Here is a 22,444-nt window from a genome sequence, read left to right on the forward strand (position 1 = left end):
ATCCAGGCCAGTGAAAGCGGTCGGATTGTTCAACGATCTCAGTTGGAGAAGACGAACTGCCCCTTGACCTTGTTCGACCCCATGAAACCGAGGTCGGGAAACAACAGGTGTTTCACCCAACCCACGAAAAACACCATGGCCAACGTCGTCACCACACCGATGATCACCGACACCGGGTCCGCGGCGTAATCCTTGAACAGCCGCGGCATCTGGCTGATCGACAGCAGCATGTACACGGTGTAGGTCTGCGCCAAGTGGCGATGGAAACCCCAAGCGAACAACAACGGCACGCCACCGGCCAGCAATCCGAGGATGATCGCGAAACCGTCGCTGATCGTCAGCCCCAGTAAATAACCGCCCACCAGCCCGATCAACGCCTGAACGTAGATCAGTCCAAACAATATCTTGATCTTGCCGGCATGCCGGTCCAGCAATTGCGGATCCGGGCGCGAGCCAATCCAGTAGGCCAGGACCTTGTCCTTGACCGCACCACCGGACAACGCCTTGAAGGTCTCGGTTTTCGAGCGCCCTGCCGCCAGCATCTGCATTGCCTGACGTTTGATTTCCTTCTTGTCCAACGTGCTTTTCCTTAAGTAGAGAGATCCCGGGATGGAACGTTGCGCTCCAGCCGCCGATTCTCACCTTGTTGAACCCCGGAAAGCAAAAAGCCGCTTCCACCGTGAAGTGGAAGCGGCCGAGGCATGGGCCTCAATAGAGCATTCGGATCAGTGTACGAACAGGGCGATCAGGATGATGATCGGGATCGGCACACCGAGGAAGAACAGAAGTAGAGAGCGCATGGTGAATCTCCTTGCTTAACGAACTGGAGGCAGCGTGGTGGTAGTGGCGTAGGTTTCGACTTCAACGTACTCGACCGCATCCCGGCGACGACCGCCAAATGTAGCGGCGAGGCTGGCGAAGAACGCACCGGCCAACAGCGCGATGAACATCCACAGCGAAGTCCATGCAGCGACTTTCGCAGCGGTATCAGCCGCCTGCTGGGCTTTTACCTTGGCATCGGCGATGGCTTTCTGAGTGCGAGCGTAGACTTCGTCGACACGACGTTCGGCATCGGCCTGACTCAGATTGGTACGCTGGGCGACCAGTTGAGCGAGGTAGGTACGGTCTTCAGGGCTGAGTTGGCCGTTGGCCAGGCTCTGGGCGAAGATCCGCGCCACGGCGCCGTGGGCGGCGTCATCACTAACGGACGCTGGACGGTCATCGCGGAACAGGCTGTCGATAAAATAACCGTACTGGTTGCTGTCGGTGTTGGCGGCTGCGCTACCGGCGGCCTGAGTCATGGCGCTGGCGGCACCACCGGCGACACTGGCACCGGCCTGTACACCACCACTGATCACACTGCTGACCGAGCCGACCACGAGGATCGCGGTCACCAGCGTCGCCACACACCAGGCGAGGAAACCATGGGCGGTATCACGGAAATACACTTCATCACCGTGCATGTTGGCCCATTTCACCCGCAGGCGACCGGCGATGTAGCCACCCAGGCCGGAAGCGATGATTTGCGTCGCCGCCAGCCAGACAATCGTGGAAATCCCCAGGCCCTTGGCGCTGATACCCTCCCCGGCCCATGGCGAGACCGCAGAGAAACCAAGCCCGAAGCCCAGCAGCACCAAAATCATCGACAGTGCTGCTGCCGCCGCCGCGCCCGCGAAAATCGCGCCCCAGGACACGCCTGACACGTTGCTCGACTCTCCTTCGAAGGCAGGATAAAACCCATCTGAGGATCTATTCATTGTTGTAGTGCTCCAGGCATGAAAAATGGTGTTACAACTCGTCACCGGAGGAATTGCAGCGACCGTGCCATTCGCCAACTTTAAATAAATCGTTATTTTTCAATAGCTTAAAAAGAATGAACTTCCTAAGACCATGCAATTTGCAACAAACCACGCAATTCGGCGGGTTTTCTGCATTGCTGCCAAATCGCGCAGACGTCCGGATTTGCGTTTGTGACAGGCTATACATGAAAGTTAATTTAAAGCGCGGCGGAAAATACTTGGCAAAATGCTGCCATTCCGTTTGAACCGATCAAGGCTTGCTCTATGACTCGTATTTTGACCATCGAAGACGACGCCGTGACTGCCCGTGAAATCGTCGCCGAACTCAGCAGCCACGGCCTGGAAGTGGATTGGGTCGACAATGGCCGCGAAGGCCTGGACCGCGCCGTCAGCGGCAACTACGACCTGATCACCCTCGACCGCATGCTGCCGGAGCTCGATGGCCTGGCCATCGTCACTACTCTGCGCACCATGGGCGTGGCCACGCCGATTCTGATGATCAGCGCCCTGTCGGATGTCGATGAGCGCGTGCGCGGTTTGCGTGCCGGCGGTGATGATTACCTGACCAAACCCTTCGCCACCGACGAGATGGCTGCGCGCGTGGAAGTGCTGCTGCGCCGGCAAAACAGCGTCGCTACCCAGGCCACCACGCTGCGAGTCGCCGACCTTGAACTGGATTTGATCAGCCACGAAGCACGCCGCGCCGAACAAGTGCTGACGCTGCTGCCGACCGAATACAAGCTGCTGGAATTCCTGATGCGCAACAGCGGCCAGATCCTGTCGCGGATGATGATTTTCGAAGAAGTCTGGGGTTATCACTTCGACCCCGGCACCAACCTGATCGACGTACACATCGGTCGTCTGCGCAAGAAGATCGACGCGGCGGGCAATGTCCCGCTGATTCGCACGGTACGGGGCTCGGGTTATGTCATTGCCGAACCCGTCTGACGGCTGGCGTTCCTCCAGCAGCCGTCTGCTGGCGCTGTACAGTTCGCTGTTCGTGGCGTGGAGCGCGATCCTCATGGGGGTCATGTATTTCGAGGTCTCCAGCTACCTCGACAACCTCGCCAAACATTCGCTGATGCAACGTCAGCATCTGTTTTCGCACTTTCGCGGCGAGCAACTGGAAGAAGCGCTCGCCGCCAGCATGACTTTCGATATCCGTGGCATCGACGCCTACGGTCTGTTCGACGCCCAGGGCGTGTACCTCGGTGGCGCCCTGCAGCAACTGCCCGAAGGCCTGCCGCTGGACGGCAAGATCCACACGCTCGATGACTGCGCCGACTCCGACGACCCGACCCTGCCCGCCGACAGTTGCGACGCGGTGGCGACCCAGACCCGCGACGGTCGTTGGCTGGTGTTGCTGCGCGACAACGGTTCGCTGTTCGCGGTGACGCGGATCATTCTGCATGCGTTGTTCTGGGGGGTATCGCTGACGATTCTGCCGGGGATTGCCGGCTGGCATTTGCTGCGCCGCCGCCCGATGCGCCGGATCCGCGCGATTCAGGACAGCGCCCAGGCGATCGTCGCTGGCGACCTCACCCACCGCTTGCCGCTGTCCAACCGCCGCGATGAGCTGGACATGCTCGCCGCCATCGTCAACGCCATGCTCGATCGCATCGAACGCCTGATGCATGAAGTCAAAGGCGTGTGCGACAACATTGCCCATGACTTGCGTACGCCGCTGACACGGTTGCGCGCGCAGTTGTATCGCATGCAGCAGCAGGCCGGCGAAGGCTCGCAGGAAGCAGCGCAACTGGACCTGGTGCTGGCCGAGGCCGATACGCTGATGGCGCGGTTTCGCGGGTTGCTGCGAATTTCCGAGCTGGAAGACCGTCAGCGCCGCTCAGGGTTTGTCGAGCTTGATCCGGTGCAGCTGCTCGAAGAACTGCACGAGTTTTACCTGCCGCTGGCCGAGGAAGGCGAACTGCTGTTCGTGCTGAACATGCCGGAAACCCTGCCTCCCTTGAATGGTGACCGGGCGCTGCTGTTCGAGGCGCTGGCGAATCTGCTGAGCAACTCGATCAAGTTCACCCCGGCGGGCGGCACAGTGATCCTGCGCGGTGTGAATGATGGCGGGCATACACGGATCGAAGTCCACGATTCCGGGCCGGGCATTCCCGAGGCCGAGCGTGAGGCCGTGTTCCAGCGTTTCTACCGGGCCGAGGGCGGGCAACCGCAGAGCGGCTTTGGCCTGGGGCTGTCGATTGTCGCGGCGATTGTCAGCCTGCATGGCTTCAATCTTGAGGTGGGCAGCAGCGAACTGGGGGGTGCGAAACTGGTGCTGGATTGTCGGCAGAGTCTGATTTCGCAGTCCTGAGAATTGCACCTCTACCCCTGTGGGAGCGAGCCTGCTCGCGAATGCGGTGTGCCAGCCAGCGATGATGCTGATTGTTCAAACGCTTCGCGAGCAGGCTCGCTCCCACAGGGATGATGGGGGTGCTCACTCAGGCCGGGTAATTGGCCCGCAACGCCTCAAGCCCACCCTGATAGATGCCACTGAACAACGCCACCACGTCCTCATCGCTCACGCCCTTGGCGTTGAAGCGACCCGACCATGTCACCCGAGCGGCCTGCCCGTGGGCTTCGACCTTGATCGTCGCCAGGTAATCCGTGGCCGGAAACGGCGCCTGTTCGATCGAATAGCTGTAGGTCTTGCCGGCGTTGTCGAACGTTTGCAGCCGTTCGATCACCACCGCGCCATCGGCGGTTTGCAGGGTGCGCACGCGCCCGCCTTCGCTCAGTTCACTTTTGCTAATGAACGACAGCCAGTCCGGCAGCGTGTTGAAGCCGCCGATCAATTGCCAGACCTGATCGGCCGAGGCCGGGATGTCGATGGTTGCTGATGCTGTTGCCATAAATAAACGGGTCTCCAGAGTCTTTGGGGTTCAGATCGCCATACTGTCGACGACGCCGCCATCCACACGCAAGGCCGCGCCGGTGGTGGCCGAAGAAAACGGCGACGCGATGTACGTGACCAGATGCGCCACCTCGGCGACATCGGCTACACGCTGGATGATTGACGTCGGGCGAGCCCTGCGCACAAAGGCGTCGGCTTCATCGCGCAGGTTGCGACCGGACTCGGCCGCGGCGTCCTTGAGCATGTGTTCCACGCCACCGGTGAAGGTCGGCCCCGGCAGGATCGCATTGACCGTCACACCGGTGCCAGCCAGACGTTTGGCCAGGCCATGGGACACCGCGAGGTTGGCGCTTTTGGTCACCCCGTAATTGAGCATGTCGGCCGGCGTCGCGATACCGGATTCCGAAGACAGAAAAATCACCCGCCCCCAGCCCTGCTCGACCATCGCCGACACGTAATGCCGTGATAACCGCACTCCGGAAATCACGTTGACCTCGTAGAACCGCGTCCACTCGCTGTCGGGGGTGTCGAAGAAATCCACCGCGTCGAAGATCCCGAGGTTGTTCACCAGAATGTCTGCCCGTGGTTCAGCGGCGAACAGTTTTTCGGCGCCTTCGGCGGTGCCGAGATCGGCGGTCAGCCCCCGCAACTGCGCACCCGGCACGTGCTGGCGAATGCTTGCCAGCGCTTGCTCGACCTTGGCGGTTTCACGGCCGATCACCACCACGGTGGCGCCGGCTTCGGCCAGCGCCTGACTGATGCCCAGCCCGATCCCACCGGTGCTGCCGCTGACGATGGCCAGTTTTCCACTCAAGTCGATTTTCATGGGTTCACCTCTTCGATTGGCAATGCACGCAGAATGGGCAGGAATGGATCAGCGTAGACGCGATATTTGCCGGGTGAGGACGTTGCCGACCGACGACCGATAGCCCCGACGCCTTCGCGAGCAAGCCCGCGCCCACAGGTTCAGCGGCGTCCTACACTGAAAGGGTCGGTCGCCTTTTAAGAGATCACCATGAAAATGTCCGCGCAAATGATCGTAGTGGCGGTGCTCGCCACCCTCGCCTACCTGGGGCTTGCGGTGTGGGGTATTGGCGGGCCGGCGCTGTTCTTTGCCCATGGGGCGCTGGTGGTGATTGCGCTGGCCACCGTGCTGATGGTGGTGGCGTCACTGTTTACCGACGTGAACATGAGCTCCGGCGAACGCGAGGACCGTGCCAATCGCTGGGTGATTCCGGCGTTCGGCGTTATCGGTCTGGTCAGCGGTTTTCTGCCCGCCTTTTGCGACCGGATCGGGTTCTGGACCTTCGGCGGTGAAGGCGTGCGCTGGCTCGGCGCGCTGCTGTTTATCCTCGGTGGCGCGCTGCGGCTGTGGCCGGTGTTTATCCTGGGCCGGCGGTTCAGCGGGTTGGTGGCGATCCAGCCGGGGCATCGACTGGTCACTGACGGCATTTACACGCGGCTGCGCAATCCGAGCTATCTGGGTCTGGTGGTCAACGCCATGGGCTGGGCGCTGGCGTTTCGATCCAGCGTCGGGCTGGTTCTCGCGGCGCTGACGCTGATTCCGCTGATCGCCCGTATCCACTCGGAAGAGGCGCTGCTGCGCGGGCAATTTGGCGCGGAATATGAGGCTTATTGCGCGCGCAGCTGGCGGTTGTTGCCGGGCATCTATTGACCGCGTAGGAGCTGCCGAAGGCTGCGATCTTTTGATTTTGATTTTCAAAAGCAAGATCAAAAGATCGCAGCCTGCGGCAGCTCCTACCGGGACTGTGTTGTGTCAGGTTTTTTTCAGGCGCAGTTGGCCTTGGCTGTCGACGGCGACGCTCAGCGACTCATAACTGTCGAGGGTCGCGTGGCGGGTTTCGAGGGGATGCGGGTGCGTTGTGGTGATGATCATCAGCGCGGCGCCCGCCGCTTCAGCGGCCTGGATGCCAACGGTGGCGTCCTCGAAAATCAGGCAGTCGCGGGGATCAAGTCCAAGGCGTTTCGCCGCGAGACGATAGCCCGCCGGATCAGGTTTGCCGGCCGTCACATCTTCGGCCGTGATCAGCAGCGCAGGTTCGGCAATCCCCGCCGCTGCCATACGCCGCAACGCCAGATCCCGGGGCGCCGATGTCACCATCGCCCAACGCTCGGCAGGCAGGCTGTCGAGAAAGGCCACCGCCCCCGGTATGGGCACGATCCCGTCCACATCATCGATTTCCGCCTGCGCGATGAACGCCGCTTGCGCCTCGGCGTCCACCCCCGGCAGATTCAGGCGCCGGATGGTGTCGATGGCGCGGGCGCCGTGAATGGTCGGCAGGAACGTTTCGACGTCCACGCCATGGCGTTCGGCCCACGCGGCCCAGACCCGCTCGGCGGCGGCGATGGAATTGAGGACGGTGCCGTCCATGTCGAACAGGAACGCGCCGAACACGCGGTCGAAGACGTTATCGTGAGCAGACAAAAGGTCGCATCCTTTGACAAGACTGGGCGAATTGGCCGGGCAATGTAGCATTTTTGCCCGGCGATTCGACCCGTTGACTCAGTGCAGGCGCGAGGCCTTGGACTTGAACGCGCTTTCCACGCAGTCAATCAACTGACCAATGGCCCACGGTTTTTTGATGAACGCTACCGGGTGTTTGACCCCCGACGTCTCCGGGGTTTCATAACCGGACATGACCATGACCGGCTTGTCCGGCCAGCGCTCGCCGACCAGATTGGCCAACCCGGCGCCGTTGATTTCGCCGGGCATGGTGATGTCGGTGAGCAGCAAGGCCACTTCCGGCGCATGCTCTTCCAGATACAGCTTGGCGTCATCCGCGCTGGTGCGCGGCTCGACCTTGAAACCTTCCTCCTGAAGAATTTCGCAGAGAAACTCCAGAATCAACGGATCGTCCTCAACCACCAGAATCAACCCGCCAGGAAGGTGCGCGCTCGGCGTCGGTGTTGGACTCATGAACTGGCACTCCCTGAATTACATTAACGACTTAGCGGCTCAAATCCGCTGCTTATCTGGTATGAGCAGCGCGCCCTGCATAAATTCATTTTTGATACAGGTCTTTTCTTAACAGTCGTCATTGGCCTTGGCTGACGGGCATTCGCCAGGCGGTTTTTGTGGTTAAAATGCCGGCCCTTTTGCTTGCCGACCGTGACTGATGAACCCTGAAGCCCTCGCCACCCTCCGCGCCCATCTGCTGCCAGCACTCGCTGCGGCACCGAGCGAAACCCGTCGCCTGTTTCATGGCCGCGGACGTTGCTGGCCGGGGTTGGAGCAACTGACGGTGGACTGGCTGCAAGGCGTGGTGCTGGTCGCGCTGTTCAAGGAACCGGCGCCGGAACAGCTCGAAGCGCTCAAGCACTTGCTGCTCGACATCAGCACCTCGGCCGAGTGGCAACAGTCCGGCGCGCACACTTTGTTGCTGCAACATCGGTATTTGCCGCAGAGCACCGCCGAATGGCTACTGGGGGATGAGATCGACGAGATGAGCATCGTCGAGGGCGGCTTGCAGTACCGCGTCGATCTGGGCCGCAAGCAGAACGCCGGGCTGTTTCTCGACATGCGTTACGGGCGCAACTGGGTACGCGAGCAGGCCGCGGGCAAACGGGTACTGAATCTGTTCGCCTACACCTGCGGTTTTTCCGTGGCGGCGATCGAGGGTGGCGCCAGCCATGTGGTCAACCTCGACATGTCCCGCGCGGCCCTGAGCCGGGGCCGCGACAATCACCGGCTGAACGGGCATGACCTGAGCAAGGTGAGTTTTCTCGGCCACGACCTGTTCAAGTCCTGGGGCAAGGTGATCAACAGCGGCCCGTACGACCTGGTGATCATCGACCCGCCCTCGTTTCAGAAAGGCAGTTTTCTGCTGACCAAGGATTACCAGCGGGTGCTGCGCCGCTTGCCGGAACTGCTGACGGCGCAAGGCACGGTGCTGGCGTGCATGAATGATCCGTCGTTTGGCGCGGACTTTCTGATTGATGGCGTGACCCGGGAAGCGCCGAGTCTGCGCTTCGAACAGCGGCTGGAGAATCCGCCGGAGTTTCCGGATATTGATCCGCAGAGCGGCCTTAAAGCCTTGGTCTTCAAACGCTTCGACTGACGCAGCGCAAATCCCCTGTAGGAGTGAGCCTGCTCGCGATAGCAGTGGATCAGTCAACATTTTCATCAACTGACACACCGTTATCGCGAGCGGGCTCACTCCCACAGGGGGATTTGTGGTGGGTCAGGCAGTCGGCGGACGCAACACCAGCGCAAACAACTCGCCATGCCCGTTCACATTGAGCTTGTGATAGAGATTGCGCCGATGCACCTTCACCGTCTCCGGCGAAATGCCCATCTGCTGGGCGATGGCTTTGCTGGAGAAGCCCTGCAGGATCAGCCGCGCAGTGTCGACTTCACGGGTGGTCAGGCGCGCATCGAAGCGGTCGAGCAGCGTCGCCAGATCCCCCACTACCGGTTCGGCGCCCGGCCCTTGCGGCGGCAACAACTGCACATGGCGGCGCATCGCGGCCAGTACCCAGTCGCGCACACACAGCAAGCGGCCCTGCTCCGCCAGATCGAACGCCGTCGAGCGTCCCAGTGACAGGCCGAGCACGCCGCCCTCGACGTTGATCATGAACTGCAACTCGTCCTCGCCCACCACCGAGCGAAAGTAGCTCTGGTAATACTCGCTGTGCAGAAACTGGTCCGGCGCCACCGAAGCCAGGCTGTGCAGGCCGTCGGTAATACCGGTCGAGGCGGTTTGCCAGAACGGGTCGAGCAGGTACATCCCGGCGCAGTAGCTGGCCAGTTCTTCCTGCTCGTCGGCGCGGCCCTTGCTGTCGAAATCGATCAGCAATCGCGGCGCCTGTCCCGCCTGCATCAGCGCCACCAGCGCGTTGTCCAGCGGCACCAGCAGCCGCAACGTGTCCACCAGCGCCCGCCAGAATCCGTCCTGCCCGACCGTGGCAAAGACCCGCGCCAGACTTTGATGCACCGGCAACTCCTGCAACAACGCGTCCACGCACTACCCCTTTTGAGTAACCCATGATGGGAATGGGTCGGGGGTGACCGGCCCGATAGGCTGAGCACTCCCGATCATCACCGGCCTGCCGCAGGCCAGGAGTGCCGCATCATGCGTTGTCACCGTGGCTATATCAACTTGGGTCTGCTCGCCTGCATCGGCGTTGCCTGCGCCGCCAATGCCGCCGACGCACCGAGCGTGCATGTCTACAACTGGTACGACTACATCGGCCCCAACACCCTGGCTGACTTCAAGCGCGACAGTGGTATTCAACCGGTTTACGACACCTTCGACAGCGCCGAAGTGCTCGAAGGCAAACTGATGACCAGCCGCAGCGGTTACGACGTGGTGGTGGCGAGCAACTTCAGCCTGCCGACGCTGATCAAGGCCGGCGCCCTCGCCCCGCTGCCGCGCGATCAACTGCCGGGCTGGAAGAATCTGGACAGCGATCTGCTGAGCAAACTGGCCAACAACGACCCCGGCAATCAATACGCCGTGCCTTACCTGTGGGGCACCAACGGCATCGGCTACAACGTCGACAAGGTGCGCGCCGCGCTGGGCGACAAGGCGCCGGTGGATTCGTGGGACCTGGTGTTCAAGGAAGAGAACCTCGCCAAGCTCGGTCAGTGTGGGGTGGCGATGCTTGATTCGCCGTCGGAAATGCTCCCGGTGGCCCTGCACTACCTCGGACTGCCGCCCAACAGCACCCACCCCGAGGACTACCAGAAAGCCGAAGCGCTGCTGCTCAAGCTGCGCCCGCACATTGCCTACTTCAACTCGTCGAAATTCATCAGTGACCTGTCCAACGGCAACATCTGCGTGGCGGTAGGCTGGTCCGGCGCGATGCTCGAGGCCAAGACCAACGCCGAGCAAGCCAACAACGGCGTGAAGATCGCCTACAGCCTGCCCAAGGAGGGCGCGCCGGTGTGGTTCGACACGCTGGTGCTGCTCAAGGACGCGCCGAACCGCGCCCAAGGCCTGGCATTCATCGACTACCTGCTGCGCCCGGAAGTGATCGCGCCGGTCAGTGATCACCTGTCGTATCCAAACGGCAATCGTGCCGCGACGCCACTGGTCGCCGAGGCCACTCGCGATAACCCGGCGGTGTACCCGTCCGCAGCGGCGATGGCCACCCTGTACACCCTTGAACCGCTGCCCAAAGCCACCGAACGGGTGCGCACGCGGGTGTGGAGCAAGGTCAAGAACGGCCAGTAACCCCAAAACATCTCCCCTGTAGGAGTGAGCCTGCTCGCGATGGCGTCTTTGAATTCAACATGTTTGTTGACTGGCTCACCGCAATCGCGAGCAGGCTCACTCCTACAAGGTCCGTGTGTCCTTCAGATTTTTACAGAGAGACAAAACATGAAGCCCCGTGCCCGTGACCTCAACATCCGCATCGGCCAGTTGCAACCCGGCCCGCTCAACGCCATCACCGACGTCCCCGGCGTGCGCGTCGGCCACAGTAATGTGCGTGGACGCAGCCCGGCCGGACGCGACATCTGCACCGGCGTCACCGTGATTGAACCTCGTCGCGGCTCGACCAACCAGCAACCGTGTTTCGCCGGGGTGCATGTGCTCAATGGCAATGGCGATGCCACCGGCCTAGAGTGGATTCGCGAAGCCGGGCTGCTGACCAGTCCCATCGCCTTCACCAACACCCACAGCCTCGGCGTGGTGCGCGATGCGTTGATCGCCCTGGATCGCCAGCAGCAACCGGACGATGGGCGTCTCTACTGGAACATGCCGGTGGTACTGGAGACCTTCGACGGCCTGCTCAACGACATCAACGGTTTTCACGTCAAGCCGGAGCACGTCGCCGAGGCGCTGCATGACGCGCATGACGGCGCCGTCGAAGAAGGCGCGGTGGGCGGTGGCAGCGGCATGATCTGCCATGAATTCAAGGGCGGGATTGGCACCGCATCACGCCGGTTGAACAGCGCGCAGGGCGGCTGGACGGTGGGCGCGATTGTCCAGGCCAACCACGGCATTCGCAGCGAGTTGCGGGTCGACGGTTATCCGGTGGGGCGTTACATGGAACAGGTGGATTCGCCGTTCCTGCGCGCGGCCCTGCCGCACCCGGGCATGGGCTCGATCGTGGTCTGCCTGGCCACCGATGCACCGCTGCTGCCGCACCAATGCGTTCGTCTGGCACAACGGGCCAGCCTCGGTCTGGCACGCAGCGGCGGCGGCAACGAAGACCACAGCGGCGACATCTTCATCGCCTTCGCCACCGGCAACGAGCACGTACCGCCGGCGGCGTATGAAGGCAAAGGCGCGTCCACCTGCGACGGCTTGCGCATGGTCAACAATGACCACATCAGCGAGTTGTTCCTCGCCGCCACCGAAGCCGTGGAAGAAGCGATCATCAACGCCCTGCTCGCCAGCGACAGCACCGCCGGCAACGGGCACTCGGTGCCGGGACTGGATAAAGAAACATTGCTCGCCGCCCTCGCCAAGGCCGGTTGGCCCGGCGCGCGCTGACACCACAAAAACCTGTAGGAGCTGCGGCACGCTGCGATCTTTTGATCTTGCTTTGAAAAATCGAAAGATCGCAGCGTGCCGCAGCGCCTACAGGGGGGGGCAACTGACCAGAGCGGTGCTCAACGACCACTTCTCCCCCCGTGCGGCGCGGTATCAGGATTTCGACACGCGGTACTTGAGTCGGCCCCTGCGCATTCCCATGATGAAGGTACGCAGTCGTTTCTCTCCTGAGCGTCTGCGTAGGGACGGGTGTTCTGAATCTCAAATCAAGCCTGTTCCCTGTTTCATGCGCAGCTTGAGCCTCGAGGGCTCTACTTCTCCCCATCAAAGAGCCTTGAGGCTCTTTTTTTGTCTGTTTTCTGCGTCGGGCTCAGTGCAGCGTCAGGCGTTGGCGGACGAATTCTTCAACGTGGCGGGTGGCCTGATCCAGATGCCGATCGCGCTGTTTCTCGGCATCGAGCATCGCGCGCTTGCCGTTTTTCTGCAGCAGGTAGGTGTGGATCTGCTGCACTTCCAGCGAACGGTAGATCGGCGTGGTGTCGATGAAACCGCGCAAGCCGTTGCTGCGGTAATGCCGGGTGCTCATCAGCACTTGAGTTTCGCGAGCGCCAATCACCTCGAAGCCCAGCGCCTCGAAGTACGGCACCTTGCCGACGCTGCAGGTCAGCTCGGCGTGCGGATAACGGCTGACCATCTCGCCAATCATCGACCGCGCCACGCCCTGGCGCCGATAGCCTTCGCGCACCGCCATGTAGGCGACGCTGCACGCTTCCCAGTCGCCCTGCACCGGCAGGTACAAAAGGAAACCGGTGACCCGCTCCGGATCGTCCTCGGCAGTCGCCACCAGCAATTCCACCTCGGTGCCCTTCTCGCCGTTCAACGCTTCCAGATACAGGTGCACCTCATAGCCGACCGCGTACTGATAGACGTTGTACAGCAGGTTGCTCGGGCCGAGACCGACCGCGCTGATGTCGGTCAGGTAATCGACGACCAGTTGCAGAATCTGGCTGTTGACGCTTTCGGGGCATGGGGATTTGTAGTGGGTGATGCGGGGCATGGCGGGTGAACTCCGGCGGAAAACCGCGACATCATACCGTGTCCCGAGGCCTGTTCTGCGTAGGAGCTGCCGCAGGCTGCGATCTTTTGATCTTGCTTGTAAAAATCAAAAGATCGCAGCCTGCGACAGCTCCTGCAGGAAAGCCGGAAGCAGTCCTGAAGAAAATTTCATCTGCCAGGGATCGGATCTTTCGCCGATTTGGCGTCCAATTCTTCAGCTGCGTTCACGTTTCTACGCAGGCCTTGAGGAGTTCTCATGAACGTTTTGCGTTCTCTGTTCAAATGCCGGCAAGCCTTGTTGCTGGTGCCGTTGACCCTGGCCGCGCTGGCCAGTACACCGGTGTTCGCCCAACCCCCGGTTTACATTCAGCAGGCCCCCCCGCCGATGCGCATGGAAGTGATGCCTGGGCCGCGTCCCGGTTATGTCTGGGATCAGGGTCACTGGCGCTGGGAAGGACGCGGCTATGTATGGATGCCCGGCCACTGGCAACCGGTGAGGCACGGCGCGCACTGGCGACCAGGCCACTGGCAGCCGCGCGGGCCTAACTGGTACTGGGTCGAAGGTCACTGGGCGCGTTGAGTCCGATCCGCCTGCACACTTCATCTATCGGGAACACCACCATGTCGCGAACCTTGAAAACCCTGCTCGCCGCCTCTCTGGTCGCGATCACCCTGTCAGGCTGCATTGTCGAACCGGTCCGGCCGCATCGGCCACCGCCACCGGTTGAAGTCGTGCCGGTCATGCCTGCACCCGGCTACCACTGGGTCGCCGGCCACTACCGCTGGGATGGCCGTGAGTGGCGCTGGGCACCGGGACACTGGCGCGCGTATTGATTGCCAACGGTGGCGTCACTGCTGTGGCGCCACCACCTTGAACTTGATGTCGATTTCGTTGGACACCACGGAGTCGGCCCACTCCCCTGCCCCGAGCGCAAAATCATCGCGCTTGAGCACCAACTCACCGTCGAAAATGCCGATGGCGTTGTTCGGTTTCAGTTGCACTGGCACCTGAACGTCCCGGGTCGTGCCTTTGACGGTGAGCCGGCCGGTGAGCAGATAGCGGTTTGGCTCGATCTGGCTAAAACCGGTCGACTCGAATACGGCAACGGGAAATCTTTGAGTGTCGAACCACGCCGGCTTCACCAGTTCGGTGTTGGCGTCTTCGCTGCCGGCATCGATGCTGTTGAGATCGATGCGCAAGGTGGTGCGGGCATTGGCGGGGTTACGGGTGTCGAAGTCCAGCGTCGCCTCGAACTTGCCAAAAGTGCCGTACACGCGCGAGCCCATCTGGTTGTACGTAAAGCTGATCTGGCTGGCCGCGGTATTGACGCGGGTGTACTCGACCGCCTGCGCCCCAGGCATCACGATCAGACAACAGGCAGACGCCAGCAACAATCGGATCGACATGGGATGCTCCGCGCAAGGCAGACCTTCGGGGGTGAGGATTGACTTAAGCAAACAATCAGGCAGGCCGCCAATCACACTGTTCGATCAGACCAGCCGCTCGATCTTCTGATGCTGCCAGACCAGTTTGTAATACAGGGTCTGCAACACCAGCATGCCCAGATACGCCACCGGAAACGCCATCCACACGCCCTGCAAGCCGTATTGCCCGTCCAGCCAGTAAGCCGCCGGCAACTGCACGCCGACCACGCAGACAATCGCGATCACCACTGGTACCAGCACCGTACCGCTGGCGCGCATGATGCCGCCAATGATTGCCTGGAAGCCGAACACCAGCAGGCTCCAGAGCATGATGTGCAGCAAGTGTTCGGCCATTGCCCGGGTCGAATCTTCGGTCAGGAACAACCCCAGCAGCCAGTGCGACAACAGGTACCCGAGCACAATCAAACCGCCAGTGAGGCAGACGTTGATCAACAGCCCGGTGCGCAGGATCGGCGCCATGCGCTGCAGTTGCCCGGCACCGATGGCCTGGGCGCCGAGGATCGACGCGGTGATTGCAATCGACAGCGCCGGAAACTGCACGTAGTTGACGATCTGCGTGACTGCGCCGTAGGCCGCCGTGGCCTGCGAGCCGTGCTGGTTGACCAGCGCCAGAATCACCAGCTCCGACAGCGACAACACAATCATCTGCACCCCGGTCGGCAGGCCGATGCGCAGCACCTTGCCGAGAATCGCCGTGTCCAGGCGCAGTGCGGCGAAGAACTCGCGGTCCGGTGCCAGCGGATGATGCTTGCGAATCAGCCGCCAGGCCAGCCACGCCATCGCCGACAGGTTGCCGGCCAGCCCGGCGAACGCCGCGCTCTGAATTCCCAGCTGCGGCAAGCCGAACCAGCCGCGAATCAACGCCGGCGTCAGCGCCAGCCCGACGCACGTCGACACCATCAATGCCAGCAACGGCGACAGCGTGTCACTCACCCCGCGCAGTAACTGCGTGAACAGCACAAACACCAGCATCGATGGCAGGATCCACATCATCACGTGCGCATACGCCACCGCATCGTCCAGCACATCCGCTGGCGTCCCCAACCCCTGCAATGCCTGTCGCGCAAACACGCTGCCGAGCACCGCCGCCAGTAAACCGATCACCACGCCCAGCAACAAGGTCGCCCCGGCAATTGCCTTGACCATGTGCGCCTCGCGCGCACCCCACGCCTGCCCGATCAACACCCCCGCGCCCGCCCCCAGCCCGATCACCAGCGCAATAAAGAAAAAGATGATCGGAAACATCCCCGACACCGCCGCCAGCGCCTGCGTGCCGAGCATCTGCCCGATGTAGATGCTGTTGACCGTACCCGACATCGATTGCAGGAAGTTGGACAGCACCATCGGCGCGAGGAACAGCAGATAGGTTTGCCAGAGGGGTTTGGTGGCGCTGGGGGTTTGCATTGAGGATCCGTCTCGGGGTGGGAGATGCGAGGGATATTACGCTAGATGGGCAGGTTAAAGGCGGTCGACATCGTGTGCGCTCACGGCTTAAATGGCGGCACTCTTATCCATGGAACACGCCAACCGATGATCCCTTTGCGAAATGCCCTGACCTGTTCACTGCTGGTTGTTTTCAGCCACCTGGCGTACGCCGCCGAAGCCCCTGCGCCCGCCAAATCGCTGCGCCCCTTGCTGACCACCCTGAACGAACGCCTGAACATCGGTGACCTCGTGGCCCTGACCAAATGGGACAGCGGCAAGCCGATTCAGGACAGCCCGCGCGAAGCCCAGGTCATCGCCAATGCCCGGACGCTGGCCAGTGAACGCAAGCTTGATCCCGAGGATGTGGCGCAGCTGATCGCCGCGCAAATGGAAGCCAATAAACTGGTGCAGTACGGACTGCTGGCGCAATGGCAGGCGGCAGGTCGCGCACCGGATACGCCGCGACCGGACCTGGCGAAACAGATTCGCCCGCAACTGGACGAGCTGCAAAGCCGCCTGCTGCAGCAGTACGCCGACTTCCTGCCCTATCGTCGCGACCCCGCATGCTCGGTCTGGCTGGCCAAGGCGCGTCAGGGGCTGACCCATGACGCCCTGCACGATCTGGCGCTTACCCGTGCCTCCGGCGAGTTGTGCATTCGGGCGGCGGGCCTCTGAACCGGGGGTTCTGGCACACATTGCTGGCGTCGATAGTCACCATCACGCCAATGAAGTTCTCATAAAAACTCCGCGGCGTAACATCGGCTCCAGACAAACCCACTACACCCCGGAGCACACGATCATGAAACGCCAAACCATCCTCGGCATCGCTTTCTCGGTTCTCGCAGTTAACGCTTTTGCAGCAACCCCCGCTCACACCCTGGTCGCTGAAGGCGGCTCGGACAAGTTGATTGAAAGCCGTCTGGCTGAAGGCGGCTCGGATCGTTTGCTGGAGCGTCGCGTTGCCGAAGGTGGTTCGGACCGCCTGCTGGAACGTCGCGTTGCCGAGGGTGGCTCGGATCGTCTGCTGGAACGTCGCGTTGCTGAAGGTGGTTCGGATCGCCTGCTGGAACGTCGCGTTGCCGAGGGTGGCTCGGATCGTTTGCAAGAACGTCGCGTTGCCGAAGGTGGATCGGATCGCCTGCTGGAACGTCGCGTTGCTGAAGGTGGTTCGGATCGTCTGATCGAAAGTCGCAACGCCTGAACCAAAGGTTCTACCGAAACAACACAAGCCCGGCCTGATCAGCCGGGCTTTTTTTCATCTCGATTCTTTTTGCAGTCGTGGTTCATTTCAACACGGGCCGTCAGAAATGCCGGTGCGGTAGCCACCTCGGATGAAAGGTCCGACAACGAGCAACCGAAGCGACTGACTGGCAGCCCGACGCTCATTGCGCATACCATGCGGCCACAACTCCAAAACAGAAATAGCCCGCCCATGCTCAAAGCCAGTCTGCGAAGCCACCTGACTCTCTGGTTTGCCGGTTTGTCCCTGCTGACACTGGTGAGCGTCGGCTTCTATGTCGGTCACATCGCCACCGAACAGATGAAACTGGCCAGCGGCAATGCGCTGCTCAATACCGCGCGTTCGGCCGCGACGTTGCTCGGTGACCAGTTACGCGAGCGCCAGTTGGAGGTTTACCTGCTGAGCCGCGCGCCACATCTGGAACGTGGCGACCTGGACAACCCGGCGATTCTCAAATCGATGCAACTGCGCACCCAGGCCCGTGCCGAGTATGCGTGGATGGGCGTGACCGATGCCGAAGGCAATGTGCATCAAGCGGTCAATAATTTGCTGGTTGGGCAATCGGTGCAGCCGCGGCCATGGTTCCAGGCTGGCCTGCGGGGTGAGTACACCGGAGATCCGCACGAAGCGGTGTTGTTGGCCAAGCTGTTGCCGGGTACGCCTGACGGCGAACCGCTGCGTTTCATCGACTTCGCCGCGCCTATCCGCAACGCCGACGGCCAGGTGATTGGCGTACTGGGGGCGCACGCGCACTGGAGTTGGGTGACGCGCATTGTCGAATCAGCAGCGTTCTCGCATAAAAATGCATCGCCGGATATCGAAGCGCTGATCATCGATCACGACGGTAAGGTGCTGTACCCGGAAGCGCTGATGGGCCAGCAACTGGCGGTGAATGATTCGAAAGCACCGGGCTGGTCGGTCGGTAACGGTTACCTGACCAGCATGGTCAGCGTGCCGACGCCGTCGAGTACCGCGCTGTCGTGGTCGATCGCCGTGCGCCAACCGCTGGACACCGCTCTGGAGCCAGCGCGCCTGCTGCTCTACAAGTTACTGCTGCTGGGGGTGCTCGCCGCAGTGGCGTTCGGTCTGGTGGCTTACTATCTGGCGCAATACCTGAGCCGGCCGATCGAACAACTGGCGCACTCGGCTCAACAGGTACAGAACAACCAACCGGGTGCGCACTTCCCGCTGCAGCACCCGGTGCTGGAAATCGCCCAGCTCGGTCAGTCGATCGACGCCATGACCCAGTCGCTGCTGGCCAAGGAACGTGAGTTGCAGGACGCCAACGCCTCACTGGAAGCCACCGTTGCCCAGCGCACCGCCGCGCTCATGCAGGCCAACGCCGAGCTTTTGAATCTGGCGACCCACGATGCCCTGACCGGCGTTTACAACCGCCGCCGGCTTGATGAAAAACTCAGTGAATACAGCCTGCTGTTCCGCCGCACCGGGCGCCCCTTTGCCCTGTTGCTGATCGACGCCGATCACTTCAAGCGCATCAACGACACCTACGGCCATGCCATTGGCGACGACGTGCTGCAGCAACTGGCGCAGATCATTCAGGTCAGCGTCCGCGCCACCGATTTCGTCGCCCGTTACGGCGGCGAGGAGTTCGCCGTGCTGCTGCCGGAAGTCGCCCAGCCTGATACACCAGAGGTGGTCGCGGAAAAAATCCGTGCCGCGGTGGCCCAAGCGCACTTCCCCAACATCGGGCAAATCACGGTAAGCATTGGCGTCGCTCTGGCCGACCCGGCGGACAACAGCCACACGATGTTGATCAAACGTGCCGACCAGCAGTTGTATCAGGCGAAAGCGGCAGGTCGTAATCAGGTGGCGTGATCAGCCCTTTTTCACCTCGCAGACTCCGTTGGCCCTGTTCTTCCCGGTGTACGAAACTGCCGGGGAGCCATCGGGATTGATGCTCAGCGAAATCGTCACTCCCGCGCCCCTGGCTTCGAAGTAGTTGTCATTGAATTTCTTCAACTTGCCCTCCTTGCCATTGATGTAGATCGGTCCGCCTTCATCGGCATGCACTTCGATCTTGCCCGGGCAGGTGGCGTTGACCAGCGGGATACCCGCGTGGGCGAGATTGGCAACGAGCACCAGCGGTGCAGCCAGGAATAGCGTTTTCATGGTCGACTCCAGACTTGGGTTGGTTTGAAGGTAGACCAGACGGCGCGGCATTCGCTCAATCCGGTAAACCGGCCGACGCCTTTTGCCGGGTAACAACTGAACGTTGGCGCGCCCTCTACCCGTATTTCTTGAGTCCCGCGACGCTTTATGCGTGCGGCTTCACATCCGGCAGGCGAGATGGTGATGCATGGGTTGTCCGGACAGGCATAGCAAATCGGTTAGTTGGAGTACTGCTGCAGATACGCCAGCAAGTTATCGATCTTCTCCTCGTCACTCAGCCCCCAGAAAATCATCCGCGTACCCGGCACCACGCCTTTCGGGTCTTTCAGATACGCGGTCAGCGTCGCGCGATCCCAGGTCACGCCGGAGTTTTTCATCGCATCGGAATACACGTAGTTGGCCGAGGTCCCGGCCGCCCGGCCGATGATGCCGTTGAGTTGCGGGCCGAAACCCGGGCGCGCGTCCGGCCCCACCTGATGGCAGCCGCCGCACAGGCGCGGGAAGATCTTTTCGCCGGCTGCGGGATCGCCTGCGGCGCGGGCGGTTGAGCTGAACAGTACGGCGGTGGCGGTCAAAGCAAGTAGCAGTGAAACGGTGTTTTTCATCGGGCGATCCAAAGCGGTGTGATGCAGTTGAGGCAAGGCTAACACTTTGTGGCAAGGGCGCTGGCTCCCTCGCCACGGGTGTATTTCGCAGCAGGTGTTTTTTACAGGTAAGCAGCGATGACCTTTCTGACGGTGATCAATGCCTGGCGCAGGACATCCATCGGCACCGAACCCAACGCCAGCCGAATCGCATGCGGCACATGCGCCGACACCGCGAACGGCTCGGCCGTGGTGACGGAAATCTGCTCGTGCATCAACTCCACCACAATCTGATCGGCGCGCACGTCTTCCGGCAGCGGCAGCCACAGGAAGTAGGAGGATGGATGGCCGATGCAGGGCAGCCCTTGCAGCATCTCGGCGGCCAACAGTTGTCGGGCCTGGGCGTCGTGACGTTTTTGCTGCTCCAGCAGGCTGACGGTGCCGTCGTCGAGCCAGCCGCAAGCCAGCGCGGTCATCACGCCGGGGGTGTTCCAGGTGGTGGCGCGGATGATCCGCTCCAACGCCGGCACCTTGGGCAGCGGCGCCGCAATGAAACCGACGCGCAGGCCGGTAGCGATGTTCTTCGACAGTCCCGATACGTACACCGTGCGCTCCGGCGCCAGATCGACCAACGTACGCGGTGGGTTTTCCACCAGAAAGGCGTAGGCCGCGTCTTCGATGATTGTCAGATCATGCCGCCGGGCGAGTGCGACCAGTTGCTCACGTTGTTCTAGCGGCGTCACCCAACCCAACGGATTGTGCAGCGTCGGCATGCTGTACACGGCACGCACCGAACGGCTGCGGCAGAGCTTTTCCAGCGCCGCCAGATCCGGCCCGTGCTCACCGAGCGGGATCGCCACCACTTCCAGGTGCAATGCCTCGGCCAATACCTTGAACCCGGAATAGGTCAGCGCATCCGCCGCAATCACATCCCCGGGCTTGAGCAAGGCCATCAAACTCACCGCCAGCCCCTGCTGGGCGCCGTTGACGATCAGTATCTGCCCGGCATCCACCTGCACACCGCGATCGTGCAAGTGCCGTGCAATCGAGGCGCGCTCATGCTGGCGCCCGGCGTGGGGTTGATAACGCAGCAAAGCTTCCAGATCCCCCGACAGCGCCAGTTGGCGCAATGCACTGCGCAACAGATCGGCCTGACCGGGCAACGACGGGTAGTTGAAATTGAGGTCGATCATGCCGACCGCCACGTCCTTCTGATCGATGCCCTGCCCCGGCGACAACGAGGTTTCACGCACGAAGGTGCCGCGTCCGGTCTCGCCGCTGACCAGGCCCATGGCTTCGAGTTCGGCGTACACCCGCGACGCCGTCACCAGTGCCAATCCTTCCTTGGCCGCCAGCTCCCGGTGAGTGGGCAGGCGTGTTCCGGGTGCCAGACGTCCCGCGCGAATGTTCGCGGCATAAGCATCAACGAGGGTCTTGTAGCGCGAGCGCGGCATGTCGGATGTATCCATGACAATTATTTGATTGTCATGATTCTCGGCCCCAGGATTGCCTGAAAGCAACCCCACCTTTGGAGCATGACCTTGTATGGAACGGACTTCGAACCTGGTTAACCCTGGGCTGGAAAAAACCAGCGGCTGGATCAACGGTTTTATCGGCGTGGTGATCTTCAGCGGATCGCTACCGGCCACGCGTCTGGCGGTGCTGGAGTTCGATCCGGTGTTTCTCACGGTGTTGCGCGCAGCCATCGCCGGGGTGTGCGCGGTGGGCCTGTTGTGGCTGTTTCGCGAACGGCGTCCGGCACGCAATCAGTGGCTGTCGCTGCTGATCGTGGCGCTGGGCGTGGTGCTGGGCTTTCCGTTGCTGACGGCACTGGCACTGCAACATGTGACGTCGGCGCATTCGATTGTGTTTGTAGGATTACTGCCACTGGCGACGGCGATTTTCGGAGTCTTGCGCGGCGGCGAAAGACCGCGGCCGGTGTTCTGGATGTTCTCGGTTCTGGGCAGTGCGCTGGTGGTTGGCTACGCCCTGTCTCAGGGACTGACCGCCTCGCCCACCGGTGATTTGCTGATGCTCGCGGCGATTCTGGCCTGTGGCCTGGGTTATGCCGAAGGCGCGAAGCTGTCGCGAACCCTCGGCGGCTGGCAGGTGATCTGTTGGGCGCTGGTGTTATCGCTGCCAGTGATGGCCGCCGCAAGTCTGTGGCTGGCGCCCGCCTCGTTCAGCCGCATCAGCCTGTCGGCGTGGTTGTGCCTGGCTTACGTGGCGCTGTTCAGCATGCTGATCGGGTTTGTGTTCTGGTATCGCGGGCTGGCCCAGGGCGGGATTGCCGCCGTCGGACAGCTGCAGTTGCTGCAACCGTTTTTCGGCCTGGCGCTGGCGGCGACACTGCTGCACGAACACGTCAGTCTCGGCATGCTGGCGGTGACCCTGGGTGTGATTCTGTGTGTGGCCGGGGCGAAGCACTTCGCCCGATAAAC

At 61.8% G+C, this 22,444-nt stretch carries 25 protein-coding genes; 12 read left to right on the forward strand and 13 right to left on the reverse strand.

Annotated features, from left to right (window positions below; genetic code table 11):
• Positions 1-38: 38 nt before the first annotated feature.
• Complete coding sequence (locus J5M57_RS13710; RefSeq protein ID WP_207849236.1) at positions 39-578, reverse strand: hypothetical protein; 540 nt, start codon at positions 576-578, stop codon at positions 39-41.
• A 237-nt stretch (positions 579-815) separates the two neighbouring features.
• A complete protein-coding gene (locus J5M57_RS13715; protein WP_207849235.1) occupies positions 816-1,757 on the reverse strand; it encodes a hypothetical protein in 942 nt (313 codons plus the stop codon).
• 306 nt (positions 1,758-2,063) lie between these two features.
• On the opposite strand from J5M57_RS13715, the gene J5M57_RS13720 reads away from it, so the two are divergent.
• Together J5M57_RS13720 and J5M57_RS13725 are read left to right on the forward strand one after the other, a co-directional pair.
• Positions 2,064-2,747 (forward strand): response regulator transcription factor, encoded by a 684-nt coding sequence (locus J5M57_RS13720; RefSeq protein ID WP_169840562.1) that lies wholly within the window; start codon positions 2,064-2,066, stop codon positions 2,745-2,747.
• Entirely contained in the window at positions 2,725-4,119 is a 1,395-nt protein-coding gene (locus tag J5M57_RS13725) for a HAMP domain-containing sensor histidine kinase (RefSeq protein ID WP_064587057.1), read from the forward strand. The genes J5M57_RS13720 and J5M57_RS13725 overlap by 23 nt, the downstream gene beginning before the upstream one ends.
• Before the next feature lie 127 nt (positions 4,120-4,246).
• Here the strand turns inward: J5M57_RS13725 and J5M57_RS13730 are convergent, their stop codons facing one another.
• Both J5M57_RS13730 and J5M57_RS13735 read right to left on the reverse strand, forming a co-directional pair.
• Positions 4,247-4,657, reverse strand: coding sequence for an SRPBCC family protein (locus J5M57_RS13730; RefSeq protein ID WP_207849234.1), 411 nt, complete (start codon positions 4,655-4,657; stop codon positions 4,247-4,249).
• Between the two features lie 30 nt (positions 4,658-4,687).
• Positions 4,688-5,485, reverse strand: coding sequence for an SDR family oxidoreductase (locus J5M57_RS13735; RefSeq protein WP_207849233.1), 798 nt, complete (start codon positions 5,483-5,485; stop codon positions 4,688-4,690).
• 189 nt (positions 5,486-5,674) lie between these two features.
• On the opposite strand from J5M57_RS13735, the gene J5M57_RS13740 reads away from it, so the two are divergent.
• Positions 5,675-6,334: an isoprenylcysteine carboxylmethyltransferase family protein gene (locus tag J5M57_RS13740; RefSeq protein WP_207849232.1), complete on the forward strand. Its 660-nt coding sequence runs from the start codon at positions 5,675-5,677 to the stop codon at positions 6,332-6,334.
• 102 nt (positions 6,335-6,436) lie between these two features.
• Here the strand turns inward: J5M57_RS13740 and J5M57_RS13745 are convergent, their stop codons facing one another.
• Together J5M57_RS13745 and J5M57_RS13750 are read right to left on the reverse strand one after the other, a co-directional pair.
• Positions 6,437-7,105 carry an HAD-IA family hydrolase gene (locus tag J5M57_RS13745; protein WP_207849231.1) on the reverse strand — a complete coding sequence of 223 codons (669 nt, stop codon included), beginning with the start codon at positions 7,103-7,105 and terminating at the stop codon, positions 6,437-6,439.
• A gap of 78 nt (positions 7,106-7,183) precedes the next feature.
• Positions 7,184-7,597, reverse strand: a complete 414-nt coding sequence (locus tag J5M57_RS13750; protein ID WP_207849230.1) for a response regulator — start codon at positions 7,595-7,597, stop codon at positions 7,184-7,186.
• A gap of 199 nt (positions 7,598-7,796) precedes the next feature.
• On the opposite strand from J5M57_RS13750, the gene J5M57_RS13755 reads away from it, so the two are divergent.
• The gene (locus J5M57_RS13755) at positions 7,797-8,738 is read left to right on the forward strand and encodes a class I SAM-dependent methyltransferase (protein ID WP_064587052.1); all 942 of its coding nucleotides are present in this window, start codon (positions 7,797-7,799) and stop codon (positions 8,736-8,738) included.
• A gap of 123 nt (positions 8,739-8,861) precedes the next feature.
• On the opposite strand, the gene J5M57_RS13760 is transcribed toward J5M57_RS13755, so the two are convergent.
• Positions 8,862-9,641, reverse strand: coding sequence for a LuxR C-terminal-related transcriptional regulator (locus tag J5M57_RS13760; RefSeq protein WP_169840569.1), 780 nt, complete (start codon positions 9,639-9,641; stop codon positions 8,862-8,864).
• Positions 9,642-9,752: 111 nt separating this feature from the next.
• Here J5M57_RS13760 and J5M57_RS13765 point away from each other — a divergent pair, with 111 nt between their 5' ends.
• Together J5M57_RS13765 and J5M57_RS13770 are read left to right on the forward strand one after the other, a co-directional pair.
• Positions 9,753-10,856: a polyamine ABC transporter substrate-binding protein gene (locus J5M57_RS13765; RefSeq protein ID WP_207849229.1), complete on the forward strand. Its 1,104-nt coding sequence runs from the start codon at positions 9,753-9,755 to the stop codon at positions 10,854-10,856.
• 147 nt (positions 10,857-11,003) lie between these two features.
• Positions 11,004-12,122 carry a P1 family peptidase gene (locus J5M57_RS13770; RefSeq protein ID WP_064587049.1) on the forward strand — a complete coding sequence of 373 codons (1,119 nt, stop codon included), beginning with the start codon at positions 11,004-11,006 and terminating at the stop codon, positions 12,120-12,122.
• Between the two features lie 370 nt (positions 12,123-12,492).
• Here the strand turns inward: J5M57_RS13770 and J5M57_RS13775 are convergent, their stop codons facing one another.
• The gene (locus tag J5M57_RS13775) at positions 12,493-13,179 is read right to left on the reverse strand and encodes a GNAT family N-acetyltransferase (RefSeq protein ID WP_207849228.1); all 687 of its coding nucleotides are present in this window, start codon (positions 13,177-13,179) and stop codon (positions 12,493-12,495) included.
• Between the two features lie 255 nt (positions 13,180-13,434).
• Here J5M57_RS13775 and J5M57_RS13780 point away from each other — a divergent pair, with 255 nt between their 5' ends.
• Together J5M57_RS13780 and J5M57_RS13785 are read left to right on the forward strand one after the other, a co-directional pair.
• A complete protein-coding gene (locus J5M57_RS13780) occupies positions 13,435-13,758 on the forward strand; it encodes a YXWGXW repeat-containing protein (protein ID WP_207849227.1) in 324 nt (107 codons plus the stop codon).
• A 41-nt stretch (positions 13,759-13,799) separates the two neighbouring features.
• Positions 13,800-14,012 (forward strand): YXWGXW repeat-containing protein, encoded by a 213-nt coding sequence (locus J5M57_RS13785; RefSeq protein WP_047601629.1) that lies wholly within the window; start codon positions 13,800-13,802, stop codon positions 14,010-14,012.
• 15 nt (positions 14,013-14,027) lie between these two features.
• On the opposite strand, the gene J5M57_RS13790 is transcribed toward J5M57_RS13785, so the two are convergent.
• Together J5M57_RS13790 and J5M57_RS13795 are read right to left on the reverse strand one after the other, a co-directional pair.
• Positions 14,028-14,585 (reverse strand): YceI family protein, encoded by a 558-nt coding sequence (locus tag J5M57_RS13790; RefSeq protein WP_169840574.1) that lies wholly within the window; start codon positions 14,583-14,585, stop codon positions 14,028-14,030.
• 84 nt (positions 14,586-14,669) lie between these two features.
• Complete coding sequence (locus J5M57_RS13795) at positions 14,670-16,028, reverse strand: MATE family efflux transporter (RefSeq protein ID WP_083366267.1); 1,359 nt, start codon at positions 16,026-16,028, stop codon at positions 14,670-14,672.
• 126 nt (positions 16,029-16,154) lie between these two features.
• On the opposite strand from J5M57_RS13795, the gene J5M57_RS13800 reads away from it, so the two are divergent.
• The 3 genes from J5M57_RS13800 to J5M57_RS13810 all read left to right on the forward strand — a co-directional run bounded on the left by J5M57_RS13800 (position 16,155) and on the right by J5M57_RS13810 (position 19,125).
• On the forward strand, positions 16,155-16,724 hold the full coding sequence (locus J5M57_RS13800; protein ID WP_207849226.1) for a chorismate mutase: 570 nt from the start codon (positions 16,155-16,157) through the stop codon (positions 16,722-16,724).
• A gap of 124 nt (positions 16,725-16,848) precedes the next feature.
• A complete protein-coding gene (locus tag J5M57_RS13805) occupies positions 16,849-17,250 on the forward strand; it encodes a hypothetical protein (protein ID WP_207849225.1) in 402 nt (133 codons plus the stop codon).
• A 231-nt stretch (positions 17,251-17,481) separates the two neighbouring features.
• Entirely contained in the window at positions 17,482-19,125 is a 1,644-nt protein-coding gene (locus J5M57_RS13810; RefSeq protein ID WP_169840578.1) for a sensor domain-containing diguanylate cyclase, read from the forward strand.
• Here the strand turns inward: J5M57_RS13810 and J5M57_RS13815 are convergent, their stop codons facing one another.
• From J5M57_RS13815 to J5M57_RS13825, 3 genes are all read right to left on the reverse strand, one after another.
• Complete coding sequence (locus tag J5M57_RS13815) at positions 19,126-19,419, reverse strand: hypothetical protein (RefSeq protein ID WP_207849321.1); 294 nt, start codon at positions 19,417-19,419, stop codon at positions 19,126-19,128.
• A gap of 218 nt (positions 19,420-19,637) precedes the next feature.
• The gene (locus J5M57_RS13820) at positions 19,638-20,024 is read right to left on the reverse strand and encodes a cytochrome c family protein (RefSeq protein ID WP_083366270.1); all 387 of its coding nucleotides are present in this window, start codon (positions 20,022-20,024) and stop codon (positions 19,638-19,640) included.
• Positions 20,025-20,125: 101 nt separating this feature from the next.
• On the reverse strand, positions 20,126-21,457 hold the full coding sequence (locus tag J5M57_RS13825) for a PLP-dependent aminotransferase family protein (protein ID WP_207849224.1): 1,332 nt from the start codon (positions 21,455-21,457) through the stop codon (positions 20,126-20,128).
• A 91-nt stretch (positions 21,458-21,548) separates the two neighbouring features.
• Here J5M57_RS13825 and J5M57_RS13830 point away from each other — a divergent pair, with 91 nt between their 5' ends.
• Positions 21,549-22,442 (forward strand): DMT family transporter, encoded by an 894-nt coding sequence (locus J5M57_RS13830; protein ID WP_207849223.1) that lies wholly within the window; start codon positions 21,549-21,551, stop codon positions 22,440-22,442.
• Positions 22,443-22,444: the final 2 nt, after the last annotated feature.

The organism is Pseudomonas sp. 86_A (assembly GCF_017491705.1).
GTDB lineage: Bacteria > Pseudomonadota > Gammaproteobacteria > Pseudomonadales > Pseudomonadaceae > Aquipseudomonas > Aquipseudomonas koreensis.

Bases quoted from the DNA above. Each gene is read 5' to 3' on its own strand.
- J5M57_RS13815 (WP_207849321.1), bottom strand. From the start codon at position 19,419: ATGAAAACGCTATTCCTGGCTGCACCGCTGGTGCTCGTTGCCAATCTC.
- J5M57_RS13725 (WP_064587057.1), top strand. From the start codon at position 2,725: ATGTCATTGCCGAACCCGTCTGACGGCTGGCGTTCCTCCAGCAGCCGT.
- J5M57_RS13800 (WP_207849226.1), top strand. From the start codon at position 16,155: ATGATCCCTTTGCGAAATGCCCTGACCTGTTCACTGCTGGTTGTTTTC.
- J5M57_RS13830 (WP_207849223.1), top strand. From the start codon at position 21,549: ATGGAACGGACTTCGAACCTGGTTAACCCTGGGCTGGAAAAAACCAGC.
- J5M57_RS13785 (WP_047601629.1), top strand. From the start codon at position 13,800: ATGTCGCGAACCTTGAAAACCCTGCTCGCCGCCTCTCTGGTCGCGATC.
- J5M57_RS13720 (WP_169840562.1), top strand. From the start codon at position 2,064: ATGACTCGTATTTTGACCATCGAAGACGACGCCGTGACTGCCCGTGAA.
- J5M57_RS13820 (WP_083366270.1), bottom strand. From the start codon at position 20,024: ATGAAAAACACCGTTTCACTGCTACTTGCTTTGACCGCCACCGCCGTA.
- J5M57_RS13715 (WP_207849235.1), bottom strand. From the start codon at position 1,757: ATGAATAGATCCTCAGATGGGTTTTATCCTGCCTTCGAAGGAGAGTCG.
- J5M57_RS13775 (WP_207849228.1), bottom strand. From the start codon at position 13,179: ATGCCCCGCATCACCCACTACAAATCCCCATGCCCCGAAAGCGTCAAC.
- J5M57_RS13765 (WP_207849229.1), top strand. From the start codon at position 9,753: ATGCGTTGTCACCGTGGCTATATCAACTTGGGTCTGCTCGCCTGCATC.
- J5M57_RS13825 (WP_207849224.1), bottom strand. From the start codon at position 21,457: ATGCCGCGCTCGCGCTACAAGACCCTCGTTGATGCTTATGCCGCGAAC.
- J5M57_RS13810 (WP_169840578.1), top strand. From the start codon at position 17,482: ATGCTCAAAGCCAGTCTGCGAAGCCACCTGACTCTCTGGTTTGCCGGT.
- J5M57_RS13755 (WP_064587052.1), top strand. From the start codon at position 7,797: ATGAACCCTGAAGCCCTCGCCACCCTCCGCGCCCATCTGCTGCCAGCA.
- J5M57_RS13790 (WP_169840574.1), bottom strand. From the start codon at position 14,585: ATGTCGATCCGATTGTTGCTGGCGTCTGCCTGTTGTCTGATCGTGATG.
- J5M57_RS13730 (WP_207849234.1), bottom strand. From the start codon at position 4,657: ATGGCAACAGCATCAGCAACCATCGACATCCCGGCCTCGGCCGATCAG.
- J5M57_RS13780 (WP_207849227.1), top strand. From the start codon at position 13,435: ATGAACGTTTTGCGTTCTCTGTTCAAATGCCGGCAAGCCTTGTTGCTG.
- J5M57_RS13795 (WP_083366267.1), bottom strand. From the start codon at position 16,028: ATGCAAACCCCCAGCGCCACCAAACCCCTCTGGCAAACCTATCTGCTG.
- J5M57_RS13750 (WP_207849230.1), bottom strand. From the start codon at position 7,597: ATGAGTCCAACACCGACGCCGAGCGCGCACCTTCCTGGCGGGTTGATT.
- J5M57_RS13735 (WP_207849233.1), bottom strand. From the start codon at position 5,485: ATGAAAATCGACTTGAGTGGAAAACTGGCCATCGTCAGCGGCAGCACC.
- J5M57_RS13805 (WP_207849225.1), top strand. From the start codon at position 16,849: ATGAAACGCCAAACCATCCTCGGCATCGCTTTCTCGGTTCTCGCAGTT.
- J5M57_RS13740 (WP_207849232.1), top strand. From the start codon at position 5,675: ATGAAAATGTCCGCGCAAATGATCGTAGTGGCGGTGCTCGCCACCCTC.
- J5M57_RS13770 (WP_064587049.1), top strand. From the start codon at position 11,004: ATGAAGCCCCGTGCCCGTGACCTCAACATCCGCATCGGCCAGTTGCAA.